Consider the following 26,517-nt stretch of genomic DNA (forward strand, 5'->3'; position numbering starts at 1 on the left):
CGGCCGCGCCAAGGGAGGGGATTACGCGGACACCTCCTGGGACATCGCCTAGGGCGCCCCGTAGGTGCGGCCCTTCCAGGCGGCGCCGCGGCCCCGGTGGTGCCGCACCGCCGAGTCCACCGTCATCAGGAGGTACAGCAGCGCGGTGAACGGGAGCAGCGGTGCCGCCCACGGAGGCTGCCGGTAGTAGCGCAGCATCGGCAGGTACGTGCCGCACATCACGGCCCAGGCCGCGCCGCCCAGCGCCGCCACCACCGGGTCGCCGGCCGCCAGCCCGACCACCAGGGCGGCCGGCGGCACGAGGTAGACCAGGGCCAGCCCCAGGACCGTGCCCAGCAGGAGCAGCGGCCGGTGCCGCAGCTGGGCGTAGGCGCTGCGGGACACCATCCGCCACAGCTCCGCCAGCCGGGGATAGGGGCGGACGCTGGTGACGTGGTCCGCGAGCCCCAGCCAGAGCGAGCCGCCGGACCGCTGCACCGCCCGGGCCAGTGACACGTCGTCGATCACCGCGTGCCGGATCGCCTCCGGGACGCCCGCCCGCTCCGCCGCCGCCGTCCGCAGCAGGACGCAGCCGCCGGCCGCCGCCGCGGTCCGGGCCCCGCGCCGGTTCACCCACCGGAAGGGGTAGAGCTGCCCGAAGAAGTACACGAACGCCGGGACGATCAGCCGTTCCCAGCCGGTCGCCACCCGCAGCCGGGCCATCTGCGACACCAGGTCCAGGTCCGCCGAGCGGGCCGCGGCCACCAACTCCCGCAGGCTGTCCGGCTCGTGAGCGATGTCCGCGTCGGTCAGCAGCAGGTACTCGGGCGCCAGGTGCTCCCGGGCCAGCGCGATGCCGTGCCGGAGGGCCCACAGCTTGCCGGTCCAGCCCGGTTCGGGGTCGCCGGGGGCGGTGACGGTCAGCGGGAGTCCGCCGCGCGCGGCGGCCAGGTCGCGGGCGAGCGCGCCGGTGCCGTCGGTGCTGCCGTCGTCGACGAGGAAGACCCCGGCCCGGCCCGGGTACTTCTGCGCCAGCAGCGACGGCAGGCTCGCGGGCAGCACGGCCGCCTCGTCGCGGGCCGGCACCACCACCGCGACGGACGGCCAGCGCGCGGGGTCCCGGCGGGGCGGCAGCCGGACGTCGGTCCGCCAGAAGAAGCCCTGCCCCAGCAGCAGCCACAGCCAGGCGAGCAGCGACCCGGCACCGATCCACACCATCGCTTCCACGGCCGCAGTCTGCCCCACGGGGGCCGCCGCCGACCGGTGCCCGACACGCGGCGCGGGCCGTCCGCCCCTTATGGTCCTTCCCGCCCCGGTATGACAAGCGGGACGGACCGTTGAGTAAAGTGTCCGGGTGAAGATCGCGCTGATGGACTCCGGAACGGGCCTGCTCCCGGCGGCCGCCGCCGTACGGCGCCTGCGGCCGGACGCGGATCTGGTCCTCTCGACCGACCCCGACGGCCTGCCCTGGGGGCCGCGCACCCCCGACGACGTCACCGCCCGCGCCCTCGACGTGGCCCGGGCCGCCGCCGCGCACCGCCCGGACGCGCTGATCGTCGCCTGCAACACCGCCTCCGTGCACGCGCTGCCCGCGCTCCGCGCCGAGCTGGAACCGGTCATCCCCGTCATCGGCACCGTCCCGGCGATCAAGCCGGCCGCGGCCGGCGGCGGCCCGGTCGCCATCTGGGCCACCCCCGCCACCACCGGCAGCCCGTACCAGAAGGACCTGATCGCCCGCTTCGCGCAGGGCGTCGCGGTCACCGGCGTGCCCTGCCCGGGGCTCGCCGACGCCGTGGAGCGGGCCGACGAGGCCGCGATCGACGCCGCGGTGGCCGCCGCGGCCCGGCTGACCCCGCGCGACATCCGGGCCGTCGTTCTGGGCTGCACCCACTACGAGCTGGTGGCCGAGCGGATCCGCGCCGCGCTCCAGCAGCCCGGCACCCCGCCGCTGGTGCTGCACGGCTCCGCCGAGGCGGTCGCCGCCCAGGCGCTGCGCCGGATCGGCGCCGAGCCCGCCCCCGCGGCCGCGCCCACCGGCGGCCTCCGGGTCCTCCTCAGCGGCCGTCCGGGCCCGCTGCCCGACGTCGTCCTGGCCTACGCGGAGGGCCGCCTGCTGGCCGGCGCGGTCCCGTCCGCCCCGCCCACCGCCTGACCTCCCGGCACCCTGCCGCGGGGTGCGAAGGCGCGTACCCTGCGACTCATGAGGGACCACCCCCAGGAGGGGGCCGCTGCCCCCGGTGAGCACGGCGGCACCCAGCGCGTCCCGGCCGGCGGCCGTCCGGCCGGGCCCTGCGGTGCGAAGATCCCCGCGGTCTGGCACGGCCGGGCCACCAACCGCGTCCAGTGGCTGCTGGCCGCGGTGGGCGCGGCCTGCCTGGCGCTGGGCGTCGACCTCGCCGTGAACAGCACCTGGACCTCCGGCCTGGCGCCCCTGGTGATGGCGGTGGTCGGCTGTGTCGCGGCCGGTCTGCTGGTGCTGTTCGGCACGCTCGCCTTCGTGCACGTCGCGGTCCGGGTCGATGACGAGCACCTGGAGGTGCGGTGCGGCCACATGGGGGTGCCGCGCCGCCGGATACCGCTGGACTCCGTCGTGGGCGTGGACCTCGCGCCCCGGGTCACCCCGCGCCAGTGGGGCGGCTGGGGCTACCGCTGGCGCCCCGAGCAGGGCACCGCGGTGGTCGTCCGCCGCGGCGAGGGGATGGTGCTCCGGCTCGGCGACGGCCGGACCTTCACCGTCACCGTGGACGACGCCGAGGCCGCGGTGGCGTGCATCCGGGAGCGGCTCCGGCTCCGCCGGGCGACCTAGTAGGGGGCGTCCGTGACGTCACGTCGTTCGCCCGGAGGGCGGCCGGGCGCCGGACGGCAGACGGGACTTTGCGGACACCCCCTTGGGCGCCGGAGGGGTCCGGTACGGGTTCCCGGGCGGTCCGTCCCGTAGGGTCGGGACCATGGCAACCCCCGAATTCATCCGTGACCTCCGGACCGCCATCGGGACGCGGCTGCTGTGGCTGCCCGGGGTGAGCGCCGTCGTCCTCGACGACGCGGGCCGGGTGCTGCTGGGCAGACGCGCCGACAGCGGCCGCTGGTCGGTGATCGGCGGCATCCCGGAGCCCGGCGAGCAGCCCGCCGAGACGGCCGTCCGCGAGGTGTACGAGGAGACCGCGGTCCAGGTCGTCCCGGAGTGCGTGGTGCTCGTCGAGGCCGTGGAGCCGGTCCGGTACCCCAACGGCGACCGGTGCCAGTTCATGGACGTGACGCTGCGCTGCCGGGCGGTCGGCGGGGAGGCGCGGGTCAACGACGAGGAGTCGCTGGAGGTCGGCTGGTTCTCCGTGGACGCCCTGCCGGAGCTGGACGACTTCGCGCTGACCCGGGTCCGCAGGGCGCTGGAGGCCGGGCCGACGTGGTTCCGGGGGATGGCGGAGCCGGTGCGGGCCGGGTAGCGGCCTCGGTCACAGCTCGGTCGTCGACGGTTCGTCCATGGGCAGCGAGGGGTCCTCGGGGCCGGGCTGCTCGGAGCCGTCCGGCGGGCCGCCGGGGGAGTCCTCGGCGGCCTCCTCGGTGTGCATGGCGCGCTCGCCCTTGCGGCAGGCGGTGATCCAGGTGCCGGTCGGGCCGCCGTCGTACCGGCACGACCAGCCGCTCACCGCGAGCGGTCCGTGGTGGCCGCCCGACCGCGGCGGATCGCGCCGGAAGAACTCCTTCATCACCGTCCGCGCCTCGGTGCAGCCCACCGTGCCGGCCGCGCCCGGGTCGGCGAACAGCGCCACGCCGTGCGCCCGGCCCAGCGCGTCGGCGATGTTCCCGCAGCCCACCGGCTGGCCCGGCACCGTGGGGGAGCCCTCCGGTTCCGGTGCGCCCCCGGTGCCCGGGTCGGACGCGGCGGCGCTGGCCGGCGCCTCCCCGCGGTCCGTTCCGCTTCCGCAGCCGGCGGCGGTGAGGGCGAGCAGCACAGTCGGCACGGTGATGAGCCTCCGCATGGTCGGCCTCCTCGGTGCGGCGGTGCGCAGTCGGCGCGCTGCGTCGTACGACGCTAGGAGGCGCGCGGGGGCGGGGCGATCCAGAGCGGCCATCCGGGTGAACCCCGGACCGCCCGGGGCCGGCCCGCAGGGGGCCTGTCGCGGCGCGGCCGCCGCTGCGATCATGCCCGGATGACCGCGATCAGCAACCCCGCCACGCCCACCGCCCCCACTCCCTCTCCGGCCCCCGTCGCCGCCGGGCCCGCGGCCCTGGACCTGCGCGGCCGGACCGCCCTGGTCACCGGTGCCGCCAGCGGTATAGGCCGGGCCTGTGCCCGGCGGCTGGCGGCCGCCGGGGCCACCGTGCGGGCGGTGGACCGGGACGCCGCCGGGCTCGCCGCCCTGGTCGCCGATGTGCCCGGAGACACCCCCGGCGCCATCGAGCCGCACCCGCTGGACCTCACCGACCTGGACGCCGCCGAGCGGGCCGCGGCCGGCAGTGACGTGCTGGTCAACAACGCCGGGATCCAACTCGTCCGGCCCATCGAGGACTTTCCGCCCGAGGTGTTCCACGAGGTGCTGACGGTGATGTTGGAGGCGCCGTTCCGGCTGCTGCGCGGGGCGCTGCCGCACATGTACGCGCGCGGCTGGGGCCGGATCGTGAACGTCTCGTCGGTGCACGGGCTGCGGGCCTCGCCGTTCAAGTCGGCGTACGTGGCCGCCAAGCACGGGCTGGAGGGGCTGTCGAAGACCGCCGCGCTGGAGGGCGCCGCGCACGGCGTGACCAGCAACTGCGTGAACCCCGGCTATGTCCGTACGCCCCTGGTGGAGCGGCAGATCGCCGACCAGGCGGCCGCGCACGGGATCACCGAGGAACGGGTGCTGACCGAGGTGCTGCTGGCCGACTCGGCCCTCAAACGGCTCATCGAGCCCGAGGAGGTCGCGGAGGCGGTGGCGTATCTGTGCTCGCCGCAGGCGTCGTTCGTCACCGGGACGTCGCTGGCCCTGGACGGGGGCTGGACCGCGCACTGAGGAGCGCGGGCGGGCCCCGGCTCCGGATGCGGGGCCGGGGGAGCTGCGGCAGCGTGGTGGCGAAGCTTCCCACCCCGGGACTTCACCCCCTCCGGGGGCTTCCTCAGTGTGCGACGAAGGAGTTCGGCATGGCTGGCAAGGGCGCGACGGACAAGATCAAGGGCAAGGCCAAGGAGGCGGTGGGCAAGGCCACCGGCAACGAGCGGATGGCCGCCGAGGGCCGCGGCGACCAGGCCAAGGGCAAGGCCAAGAACGCCATGCGGGACGCCAAGGAGAACGTGCGCGGCACGAAGGACTCCCTCAAGGGCCGGGACGACATCTCCTGACCCACCGCGGCGCAGCCGCCCACCGGGCCCCCGTGGCGCACCGCCACGGGGGCCCGCGCGGTGTCCGCGGCTCCCGAGGGGACGGGCTGCGGCGGGAGTGCGTACGGATATGGCGGGACCCGGGTGGGAATGCCGGGGGCGGGCGGGCGTCGGGGACCGGGGCGCCGGGGGATCGGTTTCGGCCAACCGCCATACTGCGAGCGATCTTCCGCCCGGCCGAAGGGATCCGCCGCCGTGACCTCCTCCCCTTCCTCCCCCTCTCCCTCGTCGCCCTCCGCTTCCTCCCGGTCCCCGCTGCCGGCCTCGTCGTCTCCTCCTTCCCCCGGTTCCGCTTCGTCCGGCGCCCCGGAGGGTGAGGCCGCGTCCCGGACCGCCGTCGTCGTCATCGGGGCCGGGCCCGCCGGGCTCACCGTGGCCAATGTGCTGCGGGCGGCCGGTGTCGCGTGCGTCGTACTGGAGGCGGAGAGCCGGGAGTTCATCGAGCGGCGGCCGCGCGCCGGATTCGTCGAGGAGTGGGCGGTGCGCGCGCTCGCCCGGCACGGGCTGGCCGACCGGATTCTGCAACAGGCCGAGACGCAGGGGGAGTTCGAGTTCCGCTTCGACGGGGAGCGGCACAGCGTGCGGACCGCGCGGCTGTCCGGGCGGCGGCACTTCGTCTACCCGCAGCCCCTGCTGGTCGGTGATCTCCTCGCGGCGTACGCGGACCGGGCGGGCGGGGCCATCCGCTTCGGGGTGCGGGATGTCCGGCTGCACGGCCTCGACGGGGAGCGGCCCGCGGTCTCCTACCGCGATCCGGACACCGGCCGGCGGCACCGGATCGCCTGCGACCACATCGTGGGCGCCGACGGGGCGCGGGGCGTCAGCCGGGCGGCGATACCCGGGGACCGGGTGCGGATCACCCGGCACGACCACGGCGTCGCCTGGCTCGCCGTGCTGGCCGAGGCGCCGCCGTCCGCGGACGGGGTGGTCTTCGGCATCCACCCGCGCGGATTCGGCGCGCACATGGCGCGCAGCGCCCACGTCACCCGCTACTACCTGGAGATCGGGGCCGGGGACCGGGCGGCGGACTGGCCCGACGAGCGGGTGTGGTCGGAGCTGCGGGCCCGGCTCGCCGCCGACGGCGCCCGGCCGCTGCGCGAGGGCCCGCTGACCGAGAAGACCGTGCTGGCGATGCACGACTACGTGGTGGAGCCCATGGCGTACGGCCGGCTCCACCTGGCCGGCGACGCGGCCCACCTGGTGGCGCCGATCGCGGCGAAGGGCATGAACCTCGCGCTCAACGACGCACTGGAACTCGCCGCGGCGCTGATCGCCGACCACCGGGGCGACGGCCGGCGGCTGGCCGGCTACTCGGCGGCCTGCCTGCGGCGGGTCTGGCAGTACCTGGAGTTCTCGCAGTGGCTCTCGCAGGTGCTGCACGGCGCCTCGTCCGGTGACCGGTTCCGGGCCGGTACGGCCACCGCCCGGCTGCGCCGGCTGCTCGGCTCGGAGGCCGCGGCCAAGGCGTTCGCCGGTCTGTACCTCGGCGAGGACGCGGATCTGTAGCCCGGCCGGCGGGGGCCGGGCGCGGTGCGCGGGTGCGGTGCCCCGCCCGGCCGCGGTGCGGGCGGGGCACCGCCCGCCGGGTCAGGCGGTCGCGTAGACCCGGGTGGCGAACTCGGCGACCTGCGCGTCGGAGAGGTTCTTGGCCAGGTTGGCCTCGGTGATCATGCCCACCAACTGGTGGCCGCCCTGGACGTCGATCACCGGGAGGCGCTTGATCCGGTGCTGCTCCATGGTGCGCAGGACCTCACCGGCGTCCGCGTCCGCGTCGATCCAGTGGATCTTGCTCTGCAGGCTGCCGGCCTGCACGGTCGCCGGGTCGATGCCCTCGGCGCAGCACTTGATGACGATGTCACGGTCGGTGACCATGCCCGCCAGCTTGTTGTTGTCGCCGCAGATGGGCAGCGCGCCGACCTTCAGGTCGCGCATCATCTGCGCCGCGTCCTTCAAGGACTGGTGCGCGCCGACGCATTGCACGCCACCGGTCATGATGTCCCGGGCTCGCAGGTTGCCGGCCATGATTCCTCCCGCTGTCGCAGCGTTCTTCCTTACGGCTACTTCGGGTTGCTTCGGACTTCGGGCTGCCGGTGGGACTCCGGGCGGCTTCCGCGCCGCTTCGGTGCCCGGGCCCGAGGGCCCCGGGCTCCGGTGTTCCCCGGTCCCCCTCGCATGGCGTCCGCGTGGTTCGCAGGGCGTCTTCCCTTCGATGACACCACGGATGCCGCAAGGTCGCTTCCGGGGCCGGGATGCCGTGCGGCGGGCCGGAGTTCCCGCCCCGGACGGGCCGCAGCGGGCACCCCCGGCACCTGCTGCCCCACCAGGGAAACGGGCATATCGTGCTTAGTGTGGCCGGCCGTTCCCAGCCCGGTGCCCCTCCTCCCGCGGTCCGGCACCGCCCGCCCGGCCGGCCCCCGAATCCGTTCGGCGAATCCGTGAATCCGTTCAGCGAAAGAAGGGTTCCGATGCATGCTGCGCTCAGCTCTGCCGACCTCGCCAAACTCCGCCGCCCGCGGCCGTATCCGGCCGTGACGGTGCTGCTGCCCACGCACCGCCGGGAGCCCGACAACGCCCAGGACCGCGTCGTGCTGCGGAACCTGATCGCCGAGGCCAAGGAACGGCTCCAGGCCGACCCGCAGGTCACCCGGGAGCGCCGGATGGACGTCGGCGAGCAGCTGGACCGGGCGGCGGCGGAGATCGACCTGACCTACGCCGAGGACGGCCTGGCCGTCTTCGCCGCCCCGGGCGAGCACCAGGTGTGGTCGCTGGGCCGCACCGTACCGGCCCGGGTGGTGCTCTCCGACACCTTCCTCACCCGCAACCTCGTCGCCGCGCACGCGGCCGAGCGCCCCTACTGGGTGCTGGCCCTGTCCGCCGGCCGCGTCAGCCTGTGGAGTGGTACCGGCGACCGGATCTCCGAGGCCCGCCGCGGCGGCTTCCCGCGCACCCGCGACCTCACCGACCCCGATCCGGAGGACCAGTTGCAGGTGGGGAACGTCCCCAGCACCTTCAGCGCCGAGCACACCCGGAAGTTCCTGCGGGAGGCGGACACCGCGCTGGCGGCCGTCCTGCGCACCGACCCGCGGCCGCTGTACGTCGTCGGCGGGCCGGTGGCGCTGGCCCTCCTCGACGACGCCGGGACCGCCGTGCGGGGCGGCCCGGGCCCCCGGAACGACGTGACGCAGGTGCCCCAGGCGGGACTGTCCGCCGGCCCCCCGGAGGCGCTGTGGCAGGCGCTCCGCCCGTACGCCGAGAAGCGCGCCGAGGCCGAAGTCGCCGAGGTGCTGGCCGAACTGGACCGGGCCCGCGGCCGCCGGGCGTTCGCCGCGGGCGTCGACGAGATCCGGCAGAGCGCGGACGTCGGCCGGGTCGCGCTGCTCGCCGTCGAGGAGAACTACCGGGAGACCGTGCGCGAGGCCGGCGGCCACCTGACGCCCGCCGAGCCCGGCGAGCCGGACGCCGTGGACGACATCGTGGACGACATCGTCGAGCGGTCCCTGGACACCGGCGCCGACGTGCGGTTCGTCCCCGACGGCGCACTCGCCGAGGTGGGCGGGATCGCCGGGACGCTGCGGTACTGAGCGGCGCGCACCGGTGACGGGGCCCGCGGACGGACCGGCCGTCCGCGGGCCCCGCCGCTGTGGCCCTGTTGCCCCTGTTGCCGTTGACGCTGTGGCCCTGTGGCCCTGTGGCCCTGTGGCCCTGTGGCCCTATGCCGGCTGCATGCGGAAGTGCCGGGTGAACCAGTCGGTGGCGAGGGCGGATACCTGGTCCAAGGCGCCCGGTTCCTCGAAGAGATGGGTCGCGCCGGGCACGATCTCCAGTCTGTTCTCGCAGGTCAGTGCCGACTGTGCCTGGCGGTTGAGGTCCAGTACCAGGGTGTCGGCGCCGCCGACGATCAGCAGTGTCGGGGCCTGGACGGAGCCCAGCAGCGAACGGCCCGCGAGGTCGGGGCGGCCGCCCCGGGAGACCACCGCGCCGACGTCCGCGTCCGGGTAGGCGGCGGCCCGCAGGGCGGCCGCGGCGCCGGTGCTGGCGCCGAAGTAGCCGATCGGGCCCGGCTCCCGGTCGCGCAGCCAGCGGGTGGCGTCGGCCAGCCGGCGGGCCAGCGTCTCGATGTCGAAGACGTTGGCGCGGTTGGCCTCCTCGGCCGGGGTGAGCAGGTCGAAGAGGAGGGTGCCCAGGCCCGCGCGGTTCAGCTCGGCGGCCACCGCGCGGTTGCGCGGGCTGTGCCGGCTGCTGCCGGAGCCGTGGGCGAACATCACCACCGGTCCGCCCGGCACCGTCCGGGTCAGGTCCCCGGCCAGCCGCACCCGCCCCGCCGCGATCCGCACCTCCTCGGTGCCGACCGCCCCGCGGCCCGCGGCGGTCCGGCGGCCGGCCGCCGCGGGGGTTCGCGGCGCGGTGTCCGCCGCGGCCCGGGCCAGCAGCGCGACCACCTCGTCGTCCGAGGTCTGCGAGAAGTCCTCGTACCACTCGCCCACCGCGGAGAACGCGTACGGCGTGGACAGGCAGACGAACTCGTCGGCCGCGGTGCGCAGGCGCGCGGCGGCGTCCGGCGGGGCCACCGGGACGGCGAGGACGACCCGGTCGGCGCCCTGCGCGCGGACCACCTGGCAGGCGGCCGCCGCGGTCGCGCCGGTCGCGATGCCGTCGTCCACCACGATCGCGGTGCGGCCGGTCAGCGGCAGCCGTTCCCGGCCGGCCCGGAACCGCCCGGCCTGCCGCGCCAGTTCGGCCTCCTCGGTGCGCTGGACCGCCGCCACGTCGTCCCGGGCCACCCGGCCGCGGCGGATGATGTCCTCGCTCAGGATCCGCACCCCGCCCTCGCCGATCGCGCCGAAGCCCAGCTCCCGGTGGTACGGGACGCCGAGCTTGCGGACCACGATCACATCGAGGGGGGCGTGCAGCGCCCGGGCCACCTGATAGGCCACCGGTACCCCGCCGCGGGGCAGGCCCAGGACGACGGGTTCTTCCTGCTCCAGATGACGCAGCGCCTCGGCGAGCCGCCGTCCGGCGTCCGCGCGGTCGGTGAACAGCACAGTGTGCACCCCCTACCCAGGGGAGACGGCAAGCCACGTCCACACCTATGTCCGGGATAGCCCGGTTGTCCGGGCTCCGCAAGTCGGGGCCGGTGCGCCCGGCACCCCGCCGGTACGCCCCTCACCCCAGCAGCGCCACGATCTCCGGGACCGTCCACCGGGGGCGCACCCCGGGGCAGGAGGCGAGGAAGGCCGCGGTCCGGTGCGGCGGCCAGCCGTGCGCGGCACCGATCCCGGCGGCGATATGGCGCAGGTAGGCGGCGGACGGCGGGTTCGGCGGGACGTCCGTGCAGCGCCAGGGCGCGGTGAACGTCAGCACCGGGTGGCCGTCGAGCCGGCCGGGGCAGACCAGCGTCTCGTAGCGCCCCGGGCCCAGGGTGGCCCGGCCGGTGCGCAGTACCGGCGCCGGGTCGAGGTCCCCGCCCGGCGCCCGGTACATCTCCTGGGCCGCGATGTCGGAGAACTGAGCCAGTGTCAGGAGATAGGCGTGGGCCGGGAGTTCGCCGTCCGCATCGGGGTCGTAGAAGGCCCGGCCGCCGGTCCACAGCGCGGACTCGGTGGCGAAGTAGAGCCGTCCGCGGAGCAGGACGGGGGCGGTGCGGTGCGGCGGGCGGGGGTCGCGACACCCCGGGGTGGCCCGCCGCCCGCCCGGCGGCCGGCCACCGGTGAGGTAGCGGGCGAGCCGCGCGGGATGCGTGTTGGAGCCGTAGGCGGCGTACCAGACGCGGGTCACCGGGCCCGGGTGCGGCGCCCGCCCCTCCGGGGTGAGCGGCTCCAGGGTGCGGACTGCGGGCGCGGTCATGCCCCCACGGTAGCGCCGGGGGAGGGCGGCGGCCCGGTGCGGAGCGGCCCGGTGCGGAGCGGGCCGGTCACGCCGGGCGGGGGACCAGCCGGCGGGCCGCCGCGCGGGCGGTGGCCAGGGCCCGTGCGCGGTCCGTACCGCGCTGCCCGAGGACCACCCGGGTGCTCAACCCGTCCAGCAGGGCGAGGAGTTCACCGGCCCGCGCGGCCGGGTCCAGGGGGGCGAACCGGCCGCGCGCCGCGCCCTTGGCCAGCAGCGCCGCCAGATCGTCCTGCCAGCCCTGGTCCATCTCCTCCTGGGCGCGGTGCAGCGCCTCGTTGGCGGGGGTGCGGGCCCACAGTTCGATCCACAGCATCCAGCGCGCGTCGCGCGGCCCGCGCGGGAGGTAGAGCTCCAGGAAGAGGTCGAGTTTGCGCTCGGCGGTGAGCCGCCGCGCCAGCAGGTCCGCGCGCTCCCCGGCGAGCGCCGCCTCGCTCCAGCGCAGCGCCTCCAGCAGCAGCAGGTCCTTGCTGCCGAAGTAGTACAGGATGTGGCCGCCGCTGGTGCCCAGCCGCTCGGCGAGGGCGGACATGGTGAGCGCGGCCAGCCCGTCCTCGGCGATGGCCGCCATCGCCTCCTCCAGCATCCGCTCCCGGGCGATGTGCCCGTCGCGCCGTCGTGCCGCCCGCGCCACCTTGAGTGCCTTTCGCTCGTGTCCGCCGGCCCGCTGCCCGCCGCCGCCTCCGGCCGACCCTACCGGCGACTTCGCGCAGGGGTCTTGACGGGCGGGGGAGTCGTCCCACATCTTGAATGCCGTTCTAGAAATTAGAACGGCATTCAAGAACGGCGTTCAAGAACGTTCGGCGTTCGGCCGGCACGTACAGGCATGCACCGCGGGTGGGTGCGGAGAGGCGGGCGCGATGGCACAGCAGCAGCCGGACACCGGGAGGACCGGCACCGCCGATCCGGACGGTGCCGCGGACCGGCACCGCGCCGCGGGCCCGCCGGAGACCGACGAGGTCTTCCGGGTCGAGACCCACGGCATCGACCCGATCCCGGACGGGGAGCGGCACGGCAGCGCCAAGGACGTCTTCTGGCTGTGGTTCGGCTCCAACCTCACCTTCACCTACGTGATCAACGGCGCCCTGGCGGTCTCCTTCGGACTGACCTTCTGGCAGGCCACCGCCGTCATCGTGCTCGGCGGGCTGTCCTTCTTCGCCATCAGCGCGGCCGGCCTCAGCGGCGTCCGCACCGGCACCGCCACCCTGGTGATCTCCCGGGCCGCCTTCGGCGTCCGCGGCAACTGGCCCGCCGGACTGCTCAACTGGATCGTCAGCATCGGCTACACCATCGTCAGCACGGTCGTCGGCACCCTCGCCCTGGAAGCCTTCTTCGCCGACCTCGGCTGGCACGGGGGCGCCGCCGCCCGCGCGCTGGCCCTGCTGATCACCCTCGCGCTGACCTTCGCGGTCGCCATGTGGGGCCACGCCACCGTCCAGTTCGCCGAACGCCAGATGGCCTACGTCCTGGCCGCCGGCTTCGCCGCGCTGCTGGTGCTGGTGGTCCCCGGTGTGCACGCCACCGCCCCGGCCGGCCCCGCCGGCGCCGCGGGCTGGAGCCTGGCCTTCGTCGTCATGCTCGCCGGCCCCGTCTCGTACGTGCCGATGCCCGCCGACTACACCCGCTACCTGCCGCGGACCACCTCGCTGCGCGCGCTGACCTGGTGGGGCGCGCTCGGCGGCTTCCTCTCCTCGGCCGCGCTCGGCGTCATCGGGGCGGCCGCGGCGACCCGCACCGAGATGACCGACGCGGTGGCCGGGACCGAGCGGCTGCTCCCGGGGTGGTTCCAGGCCGTCTTCCTCGCCCTGGTGCTCCTCGGCTCGGTCACCAACTCGATCATCACGCTCTACTCCTCCAGCCTGAACCTCCAGGTCCTGGGCATCCCCTGGAGCCGTGCCAAGGCGATCTGGATCAGTGCCGCGGTCACCGCGCTCGGCGCGCTGGGCGCCCTCTTCCTCACCGACTTCACCGAGTCGCTGCTCTCCTTCCTCTCCCTGCTGATCATCGTCTTCGCACCCTGGGGCGGCGTCTTCCTCGCCGACATGCTGATGCGCCGCTGCCGCTACGACACCCGCGCCCTGCACAGCGGGCCGGCCGGCGGCTACTGGTACCGCGCCGGCTACCACCCCGCGGGCCTGGCGGCCCTGCTGACCGGCATGCTCTTCGCCGCCCTGACCTGCCACTCCGACCTGTGGACCGGTCCGTTGGTGGCCCCCCTGGGCGGCGCCGACCTCACCCTCCTCGGCGCGCCGGTCGCCGGCCTCGTCTACTGGGCGCTCGCCCGCCGGACGGTCGCCGCCACCACCCCGTTCCCCGCCCCGCCCGAGGCCGCGCCCCACCCGGCGGCCTGAGCCGCACCCCGGCTGCCGCAGCCCGGCGCCGCCCCGCCCCGTACCTCCGAGTCCCCGCCCTTCCCCGCCCCCGAGATCCCTCGCCCCCCACATCCCCGTACCACCGCACGACCCAGGAGACCCTCCCGATGTCCCGTACCGCCCCGGCCGGCCCCGCCGACCTGGTCCTCACCGGCGCCCGCATCCACACCGTCGACCCCGATCTGCCCGAGGCGCAGGCGCTCGCCGTCCGCGACGGGCGGATCGCCTGGATCGGCGCGGACGGCGGCGCCGCCGCGTGGACCGGCCCGGACACCGCGGTCCTCGACGCCGGCGGCCGACTGGTGCTGCCCGGCTTCATCGACGCCCACAACCACGTCCGGCTCGGCTCCGACGACGCCTGCGTCCAGCTCGCCGGCGTCCGTACCCTCGACGCCATCCACCGCCGGATCCGCGACTGGCACGCCGCCCACCCCGACGCCGAGTGGATCGAGGCCGAAGCCTTCGACTACTCCGCGATCCCCGGCGGCCGGATGCCGCGCGCCACCGACCTGGACCCGGCCACCGGCGACACCCCCGCCTTCGTCCTCAGCTACGACGTGCACACCGCCTGGCTCAACACCGCGGCCCTGCGCCGCCTGGGCATCGACCGGGACCGCACCAGCCTGCCGTTCGGCGAGGCCGAGACCGACCCGGAGACCGGCGAACCCACCGGATTCATCAAGGACTTCGCCGTCAAGGGCCTCTCCCGGGACGGCCACCGCGCCCTCCAGGAGCTGGGTGTCCCGTGGGCCGCCGCCGACCGCCAGTACGGGCGGCTCGCCAAGAGCCTGGACGACGCCATCCGGTTCGGCATCACCACCGTCGTGGAACCCCAGAACTCCCTGGACGACCTCGCCCTCTTCGCCCGCGCCCGGGCCGAGGGCCGGCTCCGCTCGCGGATCGTCGCGGCGCTCTTCCACCCGCGCGGCACCACCGACGCCGACCTGGACGACTTCGCGGCCGCCGCCCGCCGCTTCGCCGACGACCGGCTGCGGGTCGGCCCGCTCAAGCTCTACATCGACGACGTCGTCGAACCGCGCACCGCGGCCCTCCTGGAGCCGTACACCGGCTGCGGCCACCACCGGGGCGAGACCTTCTACCCCCCGGAGGAGTTCGGCGAGCTGCTGGTCGGGCTCGACGCCCGCGGCTTCCAGTGCTTCGTGCACGCCACCGGCGACCGCGGCATCCGCACCGTCCTGGACGCCGTCGAACGGGCCCGGGCGGTCAACGGACCGCGCGACGCCCGCCACCAGGTCGTGCACGTCGAATGCCTGGACCCGGCCGACACCCCGCGCTTCGCCGCCCTGGGCGTCGTCGCCTGCATGCAGCCCCGGCACTGCGCCCCGGAGATCGCCGGGCCCGGCCAGGACTGGGCTGAGAACGTCGGCCCGGAGCGCTGGCACAAGGCGTGGCCGATGCGCAGCCTGCACACCGCCGGCGCGGTGCTGGCCTTCTCCAGCGACTGGAACGTCGCCGAGATGGACCCGATGATCGGCATCTACACCGCCGTCACCCGCCGGCCGCTCGGCGGCGGCGCGCCCTGGCAGCCCGAGGAGACGGTCAGCGTGGAGACCGCCGTGCACGCCTACACGATGGGCTCGGCCTATGCCAACTTCCTGGAGGACGAGCGGGGTTCGCTGACCGTCGGCAAGCTCGCCGACTTCACCGTGCTCTCCCGGGACATCCTGCGGGCCGCCCCCGAGGAGATCCCCGGCACCGTCGCGGAGACCGTCGTGGTCGGCGGCGAGATCGTCCACCGGGCGGGCGGCGCGGGCTGACGCCCGGCGCCCGGCCGGGGCGGCGGAAAGGTGCAGGAGCGGTCGCGGGCGTGCGGGGGCAGGATGACCGTATGCTGCTCGCCGCTCTCGCACAGGTGTCCGCGGAGGTCGCCGCCACCTCGGCCCGGTCGCGGAAGACCGCACTGCTGGCCGACCTGTTCCGGGCCGCCGACCCCGACGACGCCCCGGTCGTCATCCCCTACCTGGCCGGCCGGCTGCCCCAGGGCCGGATCGGCGTCGGCTGGAGCGCGCTGCGCGAACCGCCGCCGCCGGCCGGCCGGGCCACCCTCACCGTCCGCGAGGTGGACACCGCACTGACCGGCCTGGCCGGTGTCGCCGGGCCCGGCGCCCAGGCCGAGCGGCGGCGCCGGGTCCGGGAGCTGCTGGCCGCCGCCACCGCCCCCGAGCAGCGCTTCCTGACCGGCCTGCTGACCGGCGAGGTCCGCCAGGGCGCCCTGGACGCGCTCGCCGCGGAAGGGGTCGCCGCCGCCACCGGCGCGCCCCCCGACGAGGTCCGGCGCGCCGTGATGCTCACCGGCTCGCTGCCCGGCGTCGCCCGCGACCTGCTCGCCCGCGGCCCGGCGGCGCTGGCCGGGGTCCGGCTCAGCGTCGGGCGGCCGGTCGGCCCGATGCTCGCCCGGACCGCCGCCTCCGTCGAGGACGCCCTCGACCGGCTCGGCCGCTGCGCGGTGGAGGAGAAGCTCGACGGCATCCGGGTGCAGGTGCACCGCGACGGCCCGGACGTGCGGATCCACACCCGCACCCTCGACGAGGTCACCGCCCGGCTGCCCGAGGTCGCCGCGCTGGCCCGGGAGCTGCCCGCCGAGCGGTTCGTCCTGGACGGCGAGGTGATCGGGCTGGACGCGGACGGCCGGCCGGTGCCGTTCCAGCGGGTCGCCGGGCGGTTCGGCTCCCGTACGGACGTCGCCGCGGCCCGGGCCGCGCTCCCGCTGACCCCGGTCTTCTTCGACCTGCTCGCCGTCGGCGACCGCGCGCTGCTGGACCTGCCCGGCGAACGGCGGCACGCCGAACTGGCCGCCCTGGTACCGGAGCCGGCCCGGGTGCGCCGCCACGTCGTCGCGGACCCGGACGACCCGGGGGAGCGGGCCGCCGCCGCGGAGTTCTTCGCGCGCACCCTGCGCCGCGGCCACGAGGGCGTCGTGGTCAAGGCGCTCGACGCGCCCTACAGCGCGGGCCGCCGGGGCGCCGCCTGGCTCAAGGTCAAACCCGTCCACACCCTGGACCTGGTGGTGCTGGCGGCCGAGTGGGGGCACGGCCGCCGCACCGGCAAGCTCTCCAACCTCCACCTCGGGGCGCGCCGGCCGGACGGCGGCTTCGCCATGCTGGGCAAGACCTTCAAGGGGCTCACCGACGCCACCCTCGACTGGCAGACCGCCCGCCTGCGGGAGTTGGCGGTGGCCGACGACGGGCACGTGGTGACGGTGCGGCCCGAACTGGTCGTGGAGATCGCCTACGACGGGCTCCAGACCTCCCCGCGCTACCCGGCCGGCATCACCCTCCGGTTCGCCCGCGTGGTGCGCTACCGGGAGGACAAGACGGCCGCGGAGGCCGACACCCTCGACACCGTGCGCGCCGCGCACGGGGTACCGGACTGAGAGCGGAGGGAGGGCCGCGATGGCCGGGAAGCGCAGCGCCGGACTGCTGCTGCACCGCCGCGGCGCGGACGGCGCCACCGAGGTGCTGCTGGCGCACATGGGCGGGCCGCTGTGGGCCCGCCGGGACGCCGGTGCCTGGTCGGTGCCCAAGGGCGAGTACCGGCCGCCCGAGGAGCCGCTGGCCGCCGCCCGGCGGGAGTTCGCCGAGGAGCTGGGCGTCCCGCCGCCGGACGGCCGGTACGTGCCGCTGGGGGACGTCCGCCAGGCCGGTGGGAAGGTCGTCACCGTCTGGGCGGTGGCGGGCGACCTCGACCCGGACCGGATCGCACCCGGCACGTTCGAGACGGAGTGGCCGCGCGGCTCCGGGGTGGTGCGCAGCTTTCCGGAGATCGACCGGGTGGCGTGGTGCACGCCACAGCGGGCCCGGGAGCGGCTGGTCACGGCGCAGGTGGCGTTCCTGGACCGGCTGGCGGACGTCCTGGCCGGCGGGTCGGGACGCGGCGGCTGACCCGGCCGGGCACCGGTACCGCCCCGGCCGCCCCGCTGGTGCCACCGGAGGAGGTGCTTAGGCTGGACGGCATGAGCTCGGAAATGCGGTCATTGGCGGTCACCGCACTCGTCCAGGAGGACGAGTGCGCGGTGCTGCGGGTCAGCGGGGAGCTGGACCTCCGCACCGAGCAGGACTTCCTCGCCGAGGCGCGGTCGATCGTCTCGGCCGGCCACCGCTTCCTGGTGCTCGACCTGACCGCCCTGCGGTTCTGCGACTCCCGCGGCCTGAGCTGCCTGCTCGCCCTGGAGTGGCTGTGCCGGCGCCTGGAGGGCCGGCTGCTGCTGGCGTCCCTGGGCGGCCGGATGCACAAGCTGCTGGTCGGCACGCAGTCGCTGGGCGTCTTCTCCTGCTACCCGACGGTCGGCCACGCCCTGGCCGCGGTGCCGGACGGCTGCCGCCCGGCCTGGCCGCCGGCCGCCGGCGACGGCCCCGCCGACTGACTCACGCCTGCGGGGGACGGGTCGCCGGCGGGCGCACGTTACTCCTGAGTGTGACGTTCCGGTAGCCCCTCGCGGCGGCCGGCGGCGGACACCGGCCCCCCTGTGCCGCGTGCGGCGGCGCGGCACCGCGATCGCCCGGTGCCGCCCCGCGCGGTCCTGTGTCAGCGGAACGCGCGCCCCAGGTCCGCCACCAGCGTGGGCGACGGGCGGGGGATGGCGCCGAAGTCCTCGTCGTCGCCGTCCACCACCAGCTGATTGATCACCTGCTCCAGCGCGGCCGGCAGGCTCGGCGCCAGCCCGCTGTGCCACTGCACGAGGAGGTTGTGCCGCGCCTCGTCCGGCAGCAGCTGCCGCTCGTCCCACGCCACCGGCGCCCGCGGCTCCTCGCCGGGCCCGTGCGCCGCCTGTCCGCGCCAGTAGGCCGCGTCGCGGAACTCCCCGTCCCGGCGGTGCGCCAGATACAGGCAGTACGCGGCGGTCCGGCTGCCGGCCCCGGCGCCGAAGTGCCACCAGAAGCGCGCCGCCCCGTCCCGGCCGGCGATGTGCAGCAGGCAGCCGAAGACCAGCGCGCCCTCCGGGTCGATGCGGTGGTCGTCCACCAGCCGCTCCAGACTCGCCGCGGCCGCCGCCGCGTTGACCACCAGCGCACACGCCAGCGCCAGTTCGTGCGTCGCCTCGTCCCGCGCGGTGGGATAGCCGCTGGGCGCGGGCCGCCCGGGCCGCAGTGCCGCCGGGTCCACCGGCCCGGCGGCCGGCGTCTCCCGGCCCAGCCCGTCGAGCGCGCCGGTGGCGTCCAGGGCGCCGAAATCCGCCAGCCCGCCGATTCCGGCCACCGCCGCGGCGGCGCTGAGCAGCGTCTCGACCGTCTCCCGCCGTCCGCCCGCCGGCCCGGCCGCCGGTCCGTCCGGTCCCGTCATCGTCCGCTCCCCCTCCTCCGGGCCCCGTCCGGGCCGGTCATCCCTGGTCGATGCCGAGCGCGGCGGCCAGTTTCCGCCTGCCCCGGCTCGCGTACGAGCGCACGGTCACCTCGTCCACCCCCAGCAGCGCGGCGATCTGCGCGTCGCCGTAGCCGATGACGTGCCGCAGCACGATCACGTCGCACTGCCGCTCCGGCAGCCGGGAGATCGCCGCGTACAGCCCCAACTGGCTCTCCAGCATCGCGAACTGCTGCTGGCACTCGCGCAGCAGCGCGTGGGTGACGACGGCGAAGGCGGCGGTCCCGGTGAGCGCGGTCGGCTGCCGCCGGTCGTAGAGCCACTCCATGACCTCTTCCTTGAGCACCGCCCAGGCGTACGCCTCCACCGACGCCTGCCGCAGCGCGTGCGGCCACACCCGCCGCAGCCGCTCGTACGCGGCCCGGGCCACCTCGCGGGCGGCCTCGCGGCCGCCGGTGTGCAGATAGGCGTAGGCGAGCCACTTGCCGGCGTGGGTGGCCCAGAACGCCTCGAAGGTGAGCGTCAGCCGCCGCCCCGATTCCTGCGGGCCGACGGCTATCTCCGCGGTGGCGGCGCGGGCCGGCTCCCCGGTCGGCAGGCGTCGGTCCCGGTCTTCGCTCACGCGCCGTCCTCGTTCCGCTCGCGGTGCACCGCCGCGGCGCCACCGTGTGCGGTGACCGCGCCGGGAGGACCGTGCGCCCTCACCTTCCAATGAACAGGACACCGCGCCGTTTTGTGGCACCGCTCCGCAAATAATCCTGCGCTCCGTATTCATATGACTACCCGTCGCCCGGATCCGGCCACGCCCGCGCGGCCGCCCCGGCACACCCGGCGGGCGCCCGGCGCATGAAGCCGCGGCCACCGGGCAGTTCCCTCTGACGGGGCAACGGCCCACGGTGGGAGGCGGTGCGGTGAGCGGACACGGGCCCGTGGTGGACCTGCAACTGGACCGGGCGCACTCGGCCCGGATCTACGACTACCTGCTCGGCGGCAAGACCAACTTCCTGGCCGACCGGCTCGCCGCCGGCCGGGTGCTGGGCGTCTTCCCGGCCGCCCTGGTGGCCGCGCGCACCAACCGCGCGTTCATGCACCGCGCCACCCGGCACCTGGCCGCCGCCGGCCTGCGCCAGTTCCTCGACATCGGCACCGGCATCCCCACCTCGCCCAACCTCCACGAGATCGCCCAGGGCGTCGCCCCCGGGGCCCGGGTCGTCTACACCGACAACGACCCCATCGTCCTGGCCCATGCCGCCGCCCTGCTGCGCGGTACCCCCGAGGGCCGGACCGCCTACGTCCCGGCCGACGTCACCGACCCCGGCGCCCTCCTGGCCGCACCGCAGCTGCGCGCCACCCTCGACCTGACCCGCCCGGTCGCGCTGAGCCTGAACGCGCTGATGCACTTCGTCACCGACGACGGCCGGGACCGCGCGCACACCGTCGTGGAGACCCTCAAGGCCGCCCTGCCCAGCGGCAGCACCCTGGCGATGACCCACGCCACCGCTGACCTCAGCCCCGAGGCGATGCACGAGGTCGCCCGGATCTACCGGGAGGCCGGCACCGCCCTGGAGTTCCGCACCCGCGCGGAGTTCCTGCGCTTCTTCGACGGCTGGGAACTCCTCGACCCCGGCGTCACCCTCTCCCACCACTGGCGCCCCGACCACCCCGAGGACGCCGGCCACGTCACCGACGCCGAGGCCGCCTGCTACGCCGCCGTCGCCCGCAAGCCCTGACGCCGGGCACCGCCACCGCGGTCCCGGCGCCGGGGCGGGCGGCGCTCACTCCTTGCGGTAGTCGTACGCCTCCCCGGCCGCCGCCGCGACCGCCGCCAGGTCGGCCCCGGTCGAGGCGGTGACCACCGCGGCCACCGCCCCCTCCACGAACGGCGCGTCCAGCAGCCGGGAGTCCTCCGGGAGTTCGTCGCCCTCGGCGACCATCGCCTTCACGGTCAGCACCGCACTGCCGAGGTCGACCAGCAGCGCCACCCCCGCCCCGCGGTCCACCTCCCGGGCCGCGGCCGCGATCAGCTCGGAACTCGTCCCCAGCCCGCCGTCCGGTGTGCCGCCGGCCGCCGCCAGCGGCACCTTCGCGCCGCCGTCCCCGGCCAGCCCGGCCGCCAGGGCCGCCACCGACTCGGCGACCGCCTTGCTGTGCGACACCAGCACCACGCCGACCAGGGCCTCCCCGGCGCTCATCGGGCCGCCTCCGCGAGCGCCGCGAACAGCAGGGCCGACGAGGTCGCGCCCGGGTCCTGGTGCCCGATGCTCCGCTCACCGAGGTAGCTGGCCCGACCCTTCCTGGCGAGCATCGGCACGGTGTCCCGCGCCCCCTGCTCCGCCGCCCCGGCGGCCGCCTCGAAGGAGGTCGCCAGCGCTTCCACGCCCGGCACCAGCGCGTCCAGCATGGTCTTGTCGCCCGGCGCCGAGCCGCCCAGCTCCTGGACGGACTTCACACCGGCCCGCAGCGCGGTCTGTAGTTCGCCGACCGTCACCTGCGGGGCCTCGCCCAGGCTCTTCCCGGCCCGCCGCAGCAGCGTCCCGTACAGCGGTCCGGAGGCCCCGCCCACCGTCGAGATCAACTGCCGCCCGGCGGCTATCAGTACCGCCCCCGGTGTCCCGGGGGGCCGGGTGTCCACCGTCTTCACCACGGCGGCGAACCCCCGCTGCATATTGGCCCCGTGGTCGGCGTCCCCGATGGCCGAGTCCAGCTCCGTGAGCCGCTCCGCCTCCCGCTCCACCAGTCCCGCCGCGGCGGTCAGCCACCGCACCACGAACCCGCCGTCCAGCACCGCGTCCACACCATCACCCCTCTGCACAACCGGCCCCGAGCCCTGACGTCCGCCGGCCGGAACCGTTCCGCCGGCCGCTTCCCAACGGCTTTCCACGGTGCGCCCCGCCACCGCTACCGCCCCCACCGCAACCCGGCCGTCTGCACCGGGGCGTCCCACAACCGCAGCAGTTCCTCGTCGGCCTGACACAGCGTCACCGAGCAGCCGGCCATGTCCAGCGAGGTCACATAGTTCCCCACCAACGTACGGGCGACCGGTACCCGGCGCTCGTCGAGCACCCGGTGCACCTCCGCGGCGAAGCCGTACAGCTCCAGCAGCGGGGTCGCCCCAGCCCCGTTCACCAGCACCAGCACCGGGAGCCGCGGCGGGAGGTCCTCCAGCACCGCTTCCAGCGCCACCTCGGCGATCTCCCGGGAGGTCATCATGCCGCGCCGCTCCCGCCCCGGCTCGCCATGGATGCCCACCCCCAACTCCAGCTGGCCGTCGGGGAGTTCGAACGTCGGTCCGCCCTTGGCGGGCGTCGAGCAGGCACTCAGCGCCACCCCGAAGCTGCGCGAGCCCGCCACCACCTGCCGGGCCAGCGCCTCCACCCGCTCCAGCGGCATGCCCTCCTCCGCGGCCGCTCCCGCGATCTTCTCGACGAAGAGCGTGGCGCCGGTGCCGCGCCGCCCGGCGGTGAACGTCGAATCGGTCACCGCCACGTCGTCGTCCACCAGCACGGTGGCGACCTGCACCCCCTCGTCCTCGGCCAGCTCCGCCGCCATCCGGAAGTTCAGCACGTCGCCGGTGTAGTTCTTCACCACGAACAGCACGCCGCGCCCGCTGTCCACCGCCGCCGCGGCCCGCACCATCTGATCGGGCACCGGCGAGGTGAACACCTCGCCCGGACACGCCGCGTCCAGCATCCCGGGGCCCACGAACCCGCCGTGCAGCGGCTCGTGCCCGCTGCCCCCGCCGGAGAGCAGGGCCACCTTTCCGGCCACCGGCGCGTCCCGCCGTACGACGACCCGGTTCTCCACATCCACCACCAGCTCCGGATGTGCCGCGGCCATCCCGCGCAGCGCATCCGCGACCACGGTCTCGGGGACGTTGATGAGCATTTTCACGGGTACCTCCTGGTGAGCTCGGCAAGCAGCGCTGGGACCGGCGTTCTACCGGGCCGGTGCCGGTCCCGCGGACCGCCGGACCGGGTGGTCCCCGGTGCCGCACGGTGGATTCCGGCGGTACCGACGCCGACTCGTTGCTGCCTTCCCTGACCGACTATCAGCCAATCGGGTGACCTTCCTGCGTGGGGTCTTCGGGGGGTCAAGTATCGGGCCGGGCACCGCGGTGTGCAGCGCCGCGCGGCGGCCCCGCCGGTATCGGTTGCGCACGGGGCGATGCTGCGGCGCACGCGCCGCGGCGCGCGCCCGCCCGCACCCCCCGCGGGCCGTCCGCCGCCCCGGGCGCCCGTGCACTGGCCCGCCGGACCCCGCGCCCTTCACCTGAACGGTGGCGCCGCGACGGCGGCGTGCTCCGGGGAACCTGACCACTTCGATTGACGTACTTCACCCGCCGTGCTTTGCTTCTCCCCGTGCTCATCCACCCGGTCCCGAGGAGCCTGCGATGCGCCAGAATCCGGCCCGCCGGGCCGCGCTGCTCGACGCCGCCATCGAGCTGCTCGCCCGCGAGGGCTCGCGCGGCCTGACCCAGCGGGCGGTCGACAAGGAGGCGGCGGTGCCCCTGGGCACCGCGACCAACTACTTCCGCAACCGTGACGACCTGCTCGTCCAGACCGGCGCCCGGGTCTACGAACGGCTCCGGCCCGGCGAGGCCGAACTGGCCCGCGCCTTCGCGGGGGTGCGGGACACCGCGTCGTACGCCGCGATGCTGCGCGAGACCATCGGCCGGGTCACCGCCTTCCGCTCCGGTTACGTGGCGATGCTGGAACTCCGCCTGGAGGCCCTGCGGCGGCCGGAGTTGCGCCGGCTGCTCACCGAGCGGGTCCGCGCCGACCTCGACGAGAACGTCGCCCGGCACGTGGCCGCGGGCCTGCCCGGCGACCCGACCGCCGTCCTGCTGCTCCACCTCGCCGTCAACTGGCTGATCGTCGAGCAGCTCACGCTGCCCGACGTCATCCCCGCCGGCCGGCGCGAGGAACTGATCGACCGTGCCGTGGAGCGGATCCTCGCTCCGTCCGTCAACCCGCCGTCCGCCCCCGGGGTCTGACCCCGGCGCGCGGGCGCAGAGCAAGGAATCCGCTGTGCGCAAGCTCGTGTACCTCGTCGCCGTCACGCTCGACGGCTCCATCGCCGGTCCCGACGGCTCCGACCCCTCCGGCCCCGGCGGCTTCTGGACGCCCGCCGAGGACTACCTCCAGCACCTCATCGAGGAGTACCCCGAGACCCTTCCCGGACCGGCCCGGGCCGCGCTCGGCGTCACCGCCGAGGGCACCCGCTTCGACACCGTCGTCGAGGGGCGCCGGAGCTACCAGGTCGGCCTCGATGCCGGCGTCACCGACGCCTACCCGCACCTCACCCACGTGGTCTTCTCCCGGACGCTCACCGAGAGCCCGGACCCCGCTGTCGAGGTCGTGGGCGGCGATCCGGTCGCGGCCGTACGGGAGTTGAAGCGGGGTGCGGGCAAGGACATCTGGCTCGTCGGCGGCGGGGAGCTGGCCGGTGCCCTCTACGGGGAGATCGACCGGCTGATCGTCAAGCTCAGTCCGCTCACCATCGGTTCCGGCATACCCCTGTTCGGCCGGCAGGCGCCGTTCTCGCCCGCTGCCTGGGGGCTCGCCGACCACACCGTCCTCCCGAGCGGAGCGGCCTTCCTCACCTACGACCGGCGGCCCGGCGCCGCGGCACCGGACGCCGGCGGCAGGTGACCGCCGCGCGCAGGAGGAGGGAAGCCGGAGCGCCGTGGGAGCCGGGCAACAGCTACCCCCGGGGTATTGGTTGCTATGCTCCGCCGTGTGCTGGCCAGTACCCCCAGGGGGTATATGGCGGGCGTGCTGGATCACCCTGACCTGGTCGGGCCGGGGCAGGTCGCGACCTGGGGCGTGGTACGGGACGACCGGGCCGAGGGGTTCGCCTTCTCCCGGCCGTACCGCGGCGGGTCGAGCAAGCACTTCCCCTTCGACTGGCGCCCCGAGCAGGGCGGCCGGCGGCGCGCGGCCGGGCGGGCCCGGGGGCGGCGCACGGCGGGGGAGTGCCGCGGCCGGGCCGCCGCGGGGTCCGGATGCCCGGCCGGTGCCGCGGTCCTACGCTCGGGGTATGCCGGGTGTTCGCGGAGCCCTCGCGGTGCTGGCGGCGGGTGCGCTGGCCGGCGCCCTGGCGGGGGCCCCGGCGGTCCGGGCGGCCCCGGCGCCCTCCGCCCCCGGCGGACCGGACCTGACCCGCTTCTACGGCCAGCACCCGGCCTGGCAGACCTGCCCGGCGGGCTTCGGCGGCACCGGTACGGCCGGCTCCGGGTCCCCGGCCCCGCCCGGCGCCGCGCCGCCGCCCGGCTCCGCGGGCCGGTTCCAGTGCGCCCGGCTGGAGGTGCCGCGCGACTACCGCCACCCCGACCGCGGCACGCTGCGCGTCCAGCTCGTCCGGCTGCCCGCGACCGGTCCCGGCAAGCGGCTCGGCTCGCTGGTCATCAACCCCGGCGGTCCCGGCGACTCCGGCGTCGACTACCTGCTCGCCAACAGCGCCACCTTCGCCGGCCTCGGACAGCGCTACGACCTGGTGAGCTTCGATCCGCGCGGCACCGGCCACACCGACCCGATCAACTGCGGCAAGAGCTTCACCCCGGCCGGCGGCCAGGGCGCCGCCGCGCTCGCCGCGAACCAGCAGCGCATCAACGAGGCGTGCGGCCGCTACTCCGGCCCCCTGCTGCCCTGGGTCGGCACCCCCGACGCCGCCCGCGACATGGACGTGCTGCGGTCCGCGACCGGCGACCCCAAGCTCAGCTACCTGGGCTTCTCGTACGGCACCCGGCTCGGCTCGGTATACGCGCACACCTTCCCCCGCACCACCGGCCGGATGGTCCTGGACAGCGTCGAGGACCCGACCCGGAACACCTGGCAGACCGCCGTGGACCAGGCGCGCGGCTTCCAGCGGGTGCTGGACGACTTCGCCGCCGACTGCGCGCGCAACGGCTGCCCGCTCAGCGGCGACACCACCTCCGTGGAGCACCAGCTGACCGCCTGGTACGGGAAGCTGAACGCCCACCCGGCGCGGGCGAACGGCACCGACGTGGACGGCACGACCTACGCCTACGCCCTGCGGGAGGCCCTCTACAGCCGGGGCAGCTGGCCCGCGCTGCGGGACGCGCTGGCGCGGCTGCTGTCCGGGGACGCCGGCGGGATCCTCCAGCTCAGCGGCGGGGGCGGCAGCGCGGCCGGGACCGCGGAGGGCAGCGCCACCGAGGCGATGCCCTCCCAGGACCAGCTGGCCCTGCGGGCGATCAGCTGCCGGGACACCTCCGAGCGCTACGGCCCCGCCGACTACCCCCGCGCCGTGCGCGAACTCACCGCGGCCTCCCCGCTGTTCGGCCCGGACATCGCCCCCACCCTGCTGGACTGCTACCACTGGCCGGTGCCCGGCGACGACACCTCCCGGAACGTGGCCGCCCACGACGCGCCGCCCGCGCTGCTCGTCGCCACCACCGACGACCCGGCCACCCCCTACCAGGGCGCCGCCAACATGGCCCGGGCGCTGGGCAATTCCAGCGTGGTGCTGACCTACCACGGCCAGGGGCACGCCGCGTACCCGTCCGGCGACGTCTGCGTACGGCAGAAGGTGGACGCGTTCCTGCTGGACGGGGTGGCGCCGCCGGGCGGCAGCGGCTGCCGCTGACCG

General features: G+C 75.9%; 27 protein-coding genes. 16 read left to right on the forward strand and 11 right to left on the reverse strand.

Annotated features, from left to right (window positions below):
• Positions 1-48: 48 nt before the first annotated feature.
• Complete coding sequence (locus MUU72_RS17110) at positions 49-1,197, reverse strand: glycosyltransferase (RefSeq protein WP_248014226.1); 1,149 nt, start codon at positions 1,195-1,197, stop codon at positions 49-51.
• Positions 1,198-1,333: 136 nt separating this feature from the next.
• Here MUU72_RS17110 and MUU72_RS17115 point away from each other — a divergent pair, with 136 nt between their 5' ends.
• The 3 genes from MUU72_RS17115 to MUU72_RS17125 all read left to right on the forward strand — a co-directional run bounded on the left by MUU72_RS17115 (position 1,334) and on the right by MUU72_RS17125 (position 3,419).
• Positions 1,334-2,131 (forward strand): glutamate racemase, encoded by a 798-nt coding sequence (locus MUU72_RS17115; protein WP_248014142.1) that lies wholly within the window; start codon positions 1,334-1,336, stop codon positions 2,129-2,131.
• Between the two features lie 48 nt (positions 2,132-2,179).
• Positions 2,180-2,785, forward strand: a complete 606-nt coding sequence (locus MUU72_RS17120) for a hypothetical protein (RefSeq protein WP_248014143.1) — start codon at positions 2,180-2,182, stop codon at positions 2,783-2,785.
• A 142-nt stretch (positions 2,786-2,927) separates the two neighbouring features.
• Positions 2,928-3,419 carry an NUDIX hydrolase gene (locus MUU72_RS17125; RefSeq protein ID WP_248014144.1) on the forward strand — a complete coding sequence of 164 codons (492 nt, stop codon included), beginning with the start codon at positions 2,928-2,930 and terminating at the stop codon, positions 3,417-3,419.
• Positions 3,420-3,428: 9 nt separating this feature from the next.
• Here MUU72_RS17125 and MUU72_RS17130 read toward each other — a convergent pair whose 3' ends face one another.
• Positions 3,429-3,956 carry a hypothetical protein gene (locus MUU72_RS17130; protein ID WP_248014145.1) on the reverse strand — a complete coding sequence of 176 codons (528 nt, stop codon included), beginning with the start codon at positions 3,954-3,956 and terminating at the stop codon, positions 3,429-3,431.
• A gap of 171 nt (positions 3,957-4,127) precedes the next feature.
• On the opposite strand from MUU72_RS17130, the gene MUU72_RS17135 reads away from it, so the two are divergent.
• From MUU72_RS17135 to MUU72_RS17145, 3 genes are all read left to right on the forward strand, one after another.
• Positions 4,128-4,967: a 3-hydroxybutyrate dehydrogenase gene (locus MUU72_RS17135; RefSeq protein ID WP_248014146.1), complete on the forward strand. Its 840-nt coding sequence runs from the start codon at positions 4,128-4,130 to the stop codon at positions 4,965-4,967.
• Positions 4,968-5,095: 128 nt separating this feature from the next.
• A complete protein-coding gene (locus MUU72_RS17140) occupies positions 5,096-5,293 on the forward strand; it encodes a CsbD family protein (protein WP_248014147.1) in 198 nt (65 codons plus the stop codon).
• Between the two features lie 294 nt (positions 5,294-5,587).
• On the forward strand, positions 5,588-6,838 hold the full coding sequence (locus MUU72_RS17145; protein WP_282504201.1) for a 4-hydroxybenzoate 3-monooxygenase: 1,251 nt from the start codon (positions 5,588-5,590) through the stop codon (positions 6,836-6,838).
• Positions 6,839-6,919: 81 nt separating this feature from the next.
• On the opposite strand, the gene MUU72_RS17150 is transcribed toward MUU72_RS17145, so the two are convergent.
• Positions 6,920-7,354, reverse strand: coding sequence for a CBS domain-containing protein (locus MUU72_RS17150; RefSeq protein ID WP_248014148.1), 435 nt, complete (start codon positions 7,352-7,354; stop codon positions 6,920-6,922).
• Positions 7,355-7,797: 443 nt separating this feature from the next.
• Between MUU72_RS17150 and MUU72_RS17155 the strand changes: the two genes are divergently transcribed.
• On the forward strand, positions 7,798-8,913 hold the full coding sequence (locus MUU72_RS17155; RefSeq protein WP_248014149.1) for a baeRF3 domain-containing protein: 1,116 nt from the start codon (positions 7,798-7,800) through the stop codon (positions 8,911-8,913).
• Between the two features lie 129 nt (positions 8,914-9,042).
• Here MUU72_RS17155 and MUU72_RS17160 read toward each other — a convergent pair whose 3' ends face one another.
• The 3 genes from MUU72_RS17160 to MUU72_RS17170 form a co-directional block, all read right to left on the reverse strand.
• Positions 9,043-10,374: a phosphoribosyltransferase family protein gene (locus MUU72_RS17160; protein ID WP_248014150.1), complete on the reverse strand. Its 1,332-nt coding sequence runs from the start codon at positions 10,372-10,374 to the stop codon at positions 9,043-9,045.
• Positions 10,375-10,495: 121 nt separating this feature from the next.
• Positions 10,496-11,176: a histone deacetylase gene (locus MUU72_RS17165; RefSeq protein WP_248014151.1), complete on the reverse strand. Its 681-nt coding sequence runs from the start codon at positions 11,174-11,176 to the stop codon at positions 10,496-10,498.
• 67 nt (positions 11,177-11,243) lie between these two features.
• A complete protein-coding gene (locus MUU72_RS17170) occupies positions 11,244-11,849 on the reverse strand; it encodes a TetR/AcrR family transcriptional regulator (protein ID WP_248014152.1) in 606 nt (201 codons plus the stop codon).
• Between the two features lie 226 nt (positions 11,850-12,075).
• Here MUU72_RS17170 and MUU72_RS17175 point away from each other — a divergent pair, with 226 nt between their 5' ends.
• The 5 genes from MUU72_RS17175 (at position 12,076) to MUU72_RS17195 (ending at position 17,971) form a co-directional block, all read left to right on the forward strand.
• A complete protein-coding gene (locus MUU72_RS17175; protein WP_248014153.1) occupies positions 12,076-13,566 on the forward strand; it encodes a purine-cytosine permease family protein in 1,491 nt (496 codons plus the stop codon).
• Between the two features lie 128 nt (positions 13,567-13,694).
• Positions 13,695-15,365 carry an amidohydrolase gene (locus tag MUU72_RS17180; protein ID WP_248014154.1) on the forward strand — a complete coding sequence of 557 codons (1,671 nt, stop codon included), beginning with the start codon at positions 13,695-13,697 and terminating at the stop codon, positions 15,363-15,365.
• Positions 15,366-15,436: 71 nt separating this feature from the next.
• Positions 15,437-16,981, forward strand: a complete 1,545-nt coding sequence (locus tag MUU72_RS17185) for an ATP-dependent DNA ligase (RefSeq protein WP_248014155.1) — start codon at positions 15,437-15,439, stop codon at positions 16,979-16,981.
• 19 nt (positions 16,982-17,000) lie between these two features.
• Positions 17,001-17,489, forward strand: a complete 489-nt coding sequence (locus MUU72_RS17190) for an NUDIX hydrolase (RefSeq protein WP_248014156.1) — start codon at positions 17,001-17,003, stop codon at positions 17,487-17,489.
• 71 nt (positions 17,490-17,560) lie between these two features.
• Positions 17,561-17,971, forward strand: a complete 411-nt coding sequence (locus MUU72_RS17195) for an STAS domain-containing protein (protein WP_248014157.1) — start codon at positions 17,561-17,563, stop codon at positions 17,969-17,971.
• 161 nt (positions 17,972-18,132) lie between these two features.
• Here MUU72_RS17195 and MUU72_RS17200 read toward each other — a convergent pair whose 3' ends face one another.
• Together MUU72_RS17200 and MUU72_RS17205 are read right to left on the reverse strand one after the other, a co-directional pair.
• Positions 18,133-18,888, reverse strand: a complete 756-nt coding sequence (locus MUU72_RS17200) for a hypothetical protein (RefSeq protein ID WP_248014158.1) — start codon at positions 18,886-18,888, stop codon at positions 18,133-18,135.
• Between the two features lie 37 nt (positions 18,889-18,925).
• Positions 18,926-19,528, reverse strand: a complete 603-nt coding sequence (locus MUU72_RS17205) for an RNA polymerase sigma factor (RefSeq protein WP_248014159.1) — start codon at positions 19,526-19,528, stop codon at positions 18,926-18,928.
• Positions 19,529-19,817: 289 nt separating this feature from the next.
• Between MUU72_RS17205 and MUU72_RS17210 the strand changes: the two genes are divergently transcribed.
• A complete protein-coding gene (locus MUU72_RS17210) occupies positions 19,818-20,636 on the forward strand; it encodes an SAM-dependent methyltransferase (protein ID WP_248014160.1) in 819 nt (272 codons plus the stop codon).
• 45 nt (positions 20,637-20,681) lie between these two features.
• Here the strand turns inward: MUU72_RS17210 and MUU72_RS17215 are convergent, their stop codons facing one another.
• The 3 genes from MUU72_RS17215 to dhaK form a co-directional block, all read right to left on the reverse strand.
• Positions 20,682-21,098, reverse strand: a complete 417-nt coding sequence (locus MUU72_RS17215) for a PTS-dependent dihydroxyacetone kinase phosphotransferase subunit DhaM (protein ID WP_248014161.1) — start codon at positions 21,096-21,098, stop codon at positions 20,682-20,684.
• Positions 21,095-21,691 (reverse strand): dihydroxyacetone kinase subunit DhaL, encoded by a 597-nt coding sequence (dhaL, locus tag MUU72_RS17220; protein ID WP_248014228.1) that lies wholly within the window; start codon positions 21,689-21,691, stop codon positions 21,095-21,097. The genes MUU72_RS17215 and dhaL overlap by 4 nt, the downstream gene beginning before the upstream one ends.
• Positions 21,692-21,804: 113 nt before the next feature.
• On the reverse strand, positions 21,805-22,797 hold the full coding sequence (gene dhaK / locus MUU72_RS17225) for a dihydroxyacetone kinase subunit DhaK (RefSeq protein ID WP_248014162.1): 993 nt from the start codon (positions 22,795-22,797) through the stop codon (positions 21,805-21,807).
• 499 nt (positions 22,798-23,296) lie between these two features.
• On the opposite strand from dhaK, the gene MUU72_RS17230 reads away from it, so the two are divergent.
• From MUU72_RS17230 to MUU72_RS17240, 3 genes are all read left to right on the forward strand, one after another.
• Positions 23,297-23,899, forward strand: coding sequence for a TetR/AcrR family transcriptional regulator (locus MUU72_RS17230; protein ID WP_248014163.1), 603 nt, complete (start codon positions 23,297-23,299; stop codon positions 23,897-23,899).
• Between the two features lie 34 nt (positions 23,900-23,933).
• A complete protein-coding gene (locus MUU72_RS17235; protein ID WP_248014164.1) occupies positions 23,934-24,557 on the forward strand; it encodes a dihydrofolate reductase family protein in 624 nt (207 codons plus the stop codon).
• A gap of 388 nt (positions 24,558-24,945) precedes the next feature.
• Positions 24,946-26,514, forward strand: coding sequence for an alpha/beta hydrolase (locus MUU72_RS17240; RefSeq protein WP_248014165.1), 1,569 nt, complete (start codon positions 24,946-24,948; stop codon positions 26,512-26,514).
• Positions 26,515-26,517 lie beyond the last annotated feature (3 nt).

Source organism: Streptomyces rhizoryzae (assembly GCF_023155275.1).
Lineage (GTDB): Bacteria > Actinomycetota > Actinomycetes > Streptomycetales > Streptomycetaceae > Streptomyces > Streptomyces rhizoryzae.